Origin of the sequence: Proteiniclasticum ruminis, from assembly GCF_900115135.1 — a bacterium.
Lineage (GTDB): Bacteria > Bacillota > Clostridia > Clostridiales > Clostridiaceae > Proteiniclasticum > Proteiniclasticum ruminis_A.
In genome coordinates this window covers 1-4,796 of the sequence record NZ_FOVK01000029.1, presented here as the reverse complement: position 1 = coordinate 4,796, position 4,796 = coordinate 1, and the positions used below count along the sequence as shown (strand labels likewise).

Annotated in this window: 3 protein-coding genes and 3 rRNA genes; 1 reads left to right on the top strand and 5 read right to left on the bottom strand. The window is 39.6% G+C overall.

Annotation, left to right across the window (positions count from 1 at the left end):
• Positions 1-185 (bottom strand): 16S ribosomal RNA (locus tag BM243_RS14935); the annotation flags it as partial.
• A 407-nt stretch (positions 186-592) separates the two neighbouring features.
• Between BM243_RS14935 and cls the strand changes: the two genes are divergently transcribed.
• Complete coding sequence (gene cls, locus BM243_RS14930) at positions 593-2,056, top strand: cardiolipin synthase (RefSeq protein WP_177213543.1); 1,464 nt, start codon at positions 593-595, stop codon at positions 2,054-2,056.
• 40 nt (positions 2,057-2,096) lie between these two features.
• Here cls and BM243_RS14925 read toward each other — a convergent pair whose 3' ends face one another.
• The 4 genes from BM243_RS14925 to BM243_RS14910 form a co-directional block, all read right to left on the bottom strand.
• Positions 2,097-3,407 carry an NAD(P)-dependent oxidoreductase gene (locus tag BM243_RS14925; protein ID WP_074913402.1) on the bottom strand — a complete coding sequence of 437 codons (1,311 nt, stop codon included), beginning with the start codon at positions 3,405-3,407 and terminating at the stop codon, positions 2,097-2,099.
• Positions 3,408-3,555: 148 nt separating this feature from the next.
• The gene (locus BM243_RS14920; RefSeq protein WP_074913400.1) at positions 3,556-4,398 is read right to left on the bottom strand and encodes a metallophosphoesterase; all 843 of its coding nucleotides are present in this window, start codon (positions 4,396-4,398) and stop codon (positions 3,556-3,558) included.
• Positions 4,399-4,499: 101 nt separating this feature from the next.
• Positions 4,500-4,617 (bottom strand): 5S ribosomal RNA (gene rrf, locus BM243_RS14915).
• Positions 4,618-4,691: 74 nt separating this feature from the next.
• Positions 4,692-4,796 (bottom strand): 23S ribosomal RNA (locus tag BM243_RS14910); the annotation flags it as partial.

Sequence of the window (4,796 nt, the reverse complement as noted above, 5' to 3'; positions counted from 1 at the left end):
TTATGCGGTATTAATCTTCCTTTCGGAAGGCTATCCCCCACTTTGAGGCAGGTTACCCACGTGTTACTCACCCGTCCGCCGCTAAGAACGCTTCTATGTAAACATATCCGCATTCTCCGCTCGACTTGCATGTGTTAGGCACGCCGCCAGCGTTCGTCCTGAGCCAGGATCAAACTCTCAATTTAAAAGTTTGAACTAGCTATTCATTACACTAGCTTCTGAACTTCATTTTCATGAAGTTCGCACTTTCTTTTCAGAAAGTGGTTTTTTTTGATTTCTCAAAAAGAATTACTTTGGTTTTTTACCTATATTCTGTTTAATTTTCAAAGAACTGTGTTTGCTTGTGTTTGCCGCTCTCATCAAGCGACTTGTCTATAATAGCATGGTTCGAAATACTAAGTCAACAGCTTTTTTGAAAAAATCTAAAGAAATTATCAGAAGTATATTCAAGAAGTTCTGAATCTCTCTAAACTCATTCAGCCTCAGTTCATGAACAAAATCTAAAATTAGTTTGGTTCCTGTAAAATCATAACTTCCTCCCAAGAAACTATACTATAATATACTTATCAGTACTTTTTTGGAGGAAAATACTTTGAATTTATATAACGCAATTACGGCATTAAGTCTATTTATAAACTTCCTGATTTCACTGACCATCATCTTTAAGAACAGAGAGAAGCCTGAGAAGTCCATTGGATGGCTTCTGATTTTCATGCTCATTCCCTTTCTGGGCTTGATTCTTTACTTCTTTCTAGGACGCAATTGGAAATCAAGGAACTTAAAAGAAAGACTCTCACCCGAAATGATTGATTTTGTGAAAACAAGTCTGGAAGAATACGCTGGACCTTATAAAGACATGGCAAAAATGGTCACCATCGGAAATGGCAGCCCCATGTTCTCTTATAACAACATTACTCTATATAAAGATGGGGTGGAGAAATTTGAAGCCCTCATTCATGATCTTGAATCAGCCACACATCACATTCATATGGAATACTACATTGTAAAGTCCGATGACATCGGCCGACAGATCTTTGATACCCTGATCCGAAAGTCCAAAGAAGGAATAAAAGTCCGATTTATTATGGATAAAGTTGGCGGCAGACGATTCGATAAAGAATATCTAAAAGAAATAAGAGCTGCCGGTATAGAGCTTGTGACTTACAGCGCTCATTTTGCAAGCATCAGCAAATACATAGACACTTCCATCAATTACCGTAATCACAGGAAAATCATCATCATTGATGGAAAGATTGGATACCTGGGTGGCAACAACATAGGAGATGAGTATACTGGAAAATCAAAATTCGGTTACTGGCGAGATACTCATGCCCGTATTGAAGGAGAGTTTGTTTTGGGACTTCAAGCTTTGTTCTTTGATGATTTTTTCTCCGTTCTTTCTTTTAATGAAGAGGCTAAGAAGTGGGAATATGATAAACAAAGACAAAAGTATAAAAGAGAAGAAGATCTCTCTCTTTATTTCCCCAAAAACACCATCGAAAATTATCTTCCAATGCAGCTTGTCTATAATGGTCCAGGTACTCCCTATTCAACGGTTGAACAGCTCTTTCTAAAAATGATCACCAGCGCAAAAGAAAAAATATATATCAGCTCTCCTTATTTCATCCCTTCAGACTCACTAATGCAGGCCCTTAAAGTTGCAGTTCTTTCTGGGATAGATGTCAAGATCGTTTTTCCAGAGCAGTATGATCATCCTCCTGTGGGCCACGCCTCCATGACCTATATCAAAGAACTGCTTGATGTAGGTGTAGAGTTCTATTTATATGACAAAGAATCCTTTTATCATAACAAAGCCATCGTTGTGGATACACAAATCTCAACTTTTGGAACCGCAAACTTCGATGTAAGAAGTTTATACTACAATTACGAAGTAAATGCTGTAGTATACGATGAACTAACTTCTGCAAAGATGGAAGGACTTTTCTATGATGATGCTGCTGCAAGCAGAATGCTCACTTTGGATGAGTACAATCGTGGAAGTATTTACACCCACTTGAAAGAAAGCTTCTTTAGAATTTTCTCTTTGCTTTTTTAGTCAAAATGAGCCCGCAGATTTTTGCGGGCTCATTTGATTTCTATGCCTCTAAAAGTTTCTTTGCATCTACATATGCAGCGATTCCATCTGCAACTTTCTTTGCTTCTTTCATTGCCTTCACAACAGTTGCTGGTTGATGCACCACATCTCCACCAGCAAATACACCTCGAAGCGTAGTCATACCATAAGGTTTTTCCCTCGTGATCACATATCCTTTGCTGTCTACTTCAATTCCTTCTGTAGTAGATACAATCCTCCTTGCTGGCTTTGACCCAATGGCTACAAGGACTACATCCGCGTCATGAATGAGTTCGCCCTGGGGTGTTTTCACACTTATCCCTGTAACCTCCCCATCTTTCCCTCTGTATGCTAGAGGAGCACTTTCAAAATAGAACTGTACTCCTTCCTTCAGCGCATCCTCATACTCGGACTTTGTCGCTGGCATATCTTCTTCCTTGCGTCGATAAATCACCTTAACTTCTTTTGCTCCAATTCTAACCGCTGTCCGAGCGGCATCCATGGCTACATTCCCTGCTCCAATAACAATGACTCTGCTTCCTTCCTTAACAAGCACCTCATCTATGGGCAGCTTTCCTTCGTTGGCAAGCATAGAAGTTCTCAAAAAATAGGAAGATAACTCCACTCCCTTCAGCTCTTTGCCAGGAATGTCCAGCTGATTGGATAGCGCTGTACCCGTACCAATAAACACTGCATCAAAGCCTCTTTCGAAAAGATCATCCACTGTGAAACCTTCACCAGCTACCATATTGTTCATGAACGTCACACCATAAGACTCAATTTTCTTTATCTCACGTCTGACAACATCTTTAGGCAGTCTAAAATCAGGTATTCCATAAAGGAGTATTCCGCCAGGTTCTTCCTGAGCTTCATACACTACAACATTAAAGCCTCCTTTTGCTAAGTCACCTGCAATAGTCAGCCCTGCGGGACCTGATCCTATCACAGCAACTTTTCCTCTTGTTTTTCTTGGGATTTTTTCATTGATCAGTCCCATAGAATGATCAAAATCTGCAACAAAACGTTCGAGTTTACCAATATGTATGGGTTTACCTGCTTTTGCAAGAATACAGTGCCCTTCACATTGCAGATCATGAGGACATACCCTTCCGCATATTGCAGGTAGATTTGTCTTTCTTGCTAAAATCTCCCTGGCTTCTCCAAAATTCCCTTTAGAAATTTCTCTAATAAAATTTGGAATTTCATTTTCTATAGGACACCCAGTGATGCATGTAGGATTTTTACAGTCCAAGCAGCGCTTTGCTTCTTTGACTGCCTCCTGCATGGTGTACCCTTGTTCAACGTCGATTAAATACAGTCCATTATTCTCCATAGTTTCCTCCAAAGTCTCAAAACTTCTATCTTATTTTGTCATTCATGATATTTATTGTCAATCTTATCATGATTTTTTAAGAATTTGAAAAGAGATTGACGATAGCATGGAAGCTGCCGTCAATCTCTACCTAAAATCATAAAAAGTTTTACTGTTCTGGAAAGAGTTTTATCACAATAAGCTCTGGCGGATTATTCACGCGTAAGGGAAATGCACTGTTCCCGATTCCTCTTGAAACAATCATAGCGGTATTGTTCATCTTATGCATTCCTGAAGTGAGCATCGGAAAAAAGCCCTGATTGGGTGCAAGAATTCCACCAAACAGCGGAAGTCTCACCTGTCCACCATGGGCATGGCCTGAAAGTACCAGATCAAATGAATATTCAGCATAAAGATCTAAAAGCTCTGGTCTATGTGAAAGAAGTATAGCGTACTTGTGATCATATTGTGGCAGAGAGTTCAGCTGTTTTTCCATTATAGTCCGTTCAGACTCCTCGCTTTTCCTTCTGTCAAATGATGGATCCTGTACACCATAAATACAAATAGGCCCAACTTCTTTGTCTGGTATTGTCATTCTATTATTCAATACTTCAATACCAATCTCCCTAAGCCTGTTTTCAAGAACTTCATACTCTGGCACCCTGCTTTCATGATTACCTGAAACATAATATACCGGTGCTATTTTCCGCATCTCTTTCATCAAAAGCAGTGCCACATCAAGATCTGTGGTTCTGGAGTCTATAAGGTCTCCTGTGACAGCAATGAGATCTGGTTTATTTTCTTTTATTTTATCCACAAGAACTTTGTTATTTTCACCAAATAGCGTGTTGTGATAATCAGAAACATGTACAATTGTATATCCTGATATGGATGAGGGTATCTTTTTATTTCTGATCTCATGATGTGTAACCTTCAGATGTTTATTTTCCCTGAGAACCCACATCCCTAAACCTATCATCAGAGCAGAACCAATCACTGTTTTTTTGCCCATTCTACTCACCTCTCTATCTTTCCTCAGACTTCTCAAAGGATCAATTATTACAAGTTCATTCCATATACAAAAAAGCCCTAAGCTTACGCTTAGAGCAGTGTAACTGGCGACGACCTACTTTCCCACAGGGCTTCCCCTGCAGTATCATGGGCTCCTTGAGGCTTAACCGTCGTGTTCGGAATGGGAACGGGTGTAACCCTCAGAGATATAGACACCAGATATGTGGTTTTAGAAAGATCTGCATCTTTCAAAACTGCATACAGAGATTGTAAAGAATTTAAGTTGTTCTTTTTTTGATTAAGCCCTCGATCTATTAGTATGAGTAAGCTGAATACATTACTGCACTTACACCTCTCACCTATCAACCTCGTGTTCTTCAAGGGATCTTACTGACTTAC

Bases quoted from the DNA above. Each gene is read 5' to 3' on its own strand.
- BM243_RS14925 (WP_074913402.1), bottom strand. From the start codon at position 3,407: ATGGAGAATAATGGACTGTATTTAATCGACGTTGAACAAGGGTACACC.
- BM243_RS14920 (WP_074913400.1), bottom strand. From the start codon at position 4,398: ATGGGCAAAAAAACAGTGATTGGTTCTGCTCTGATGATAGGTTTAGGG.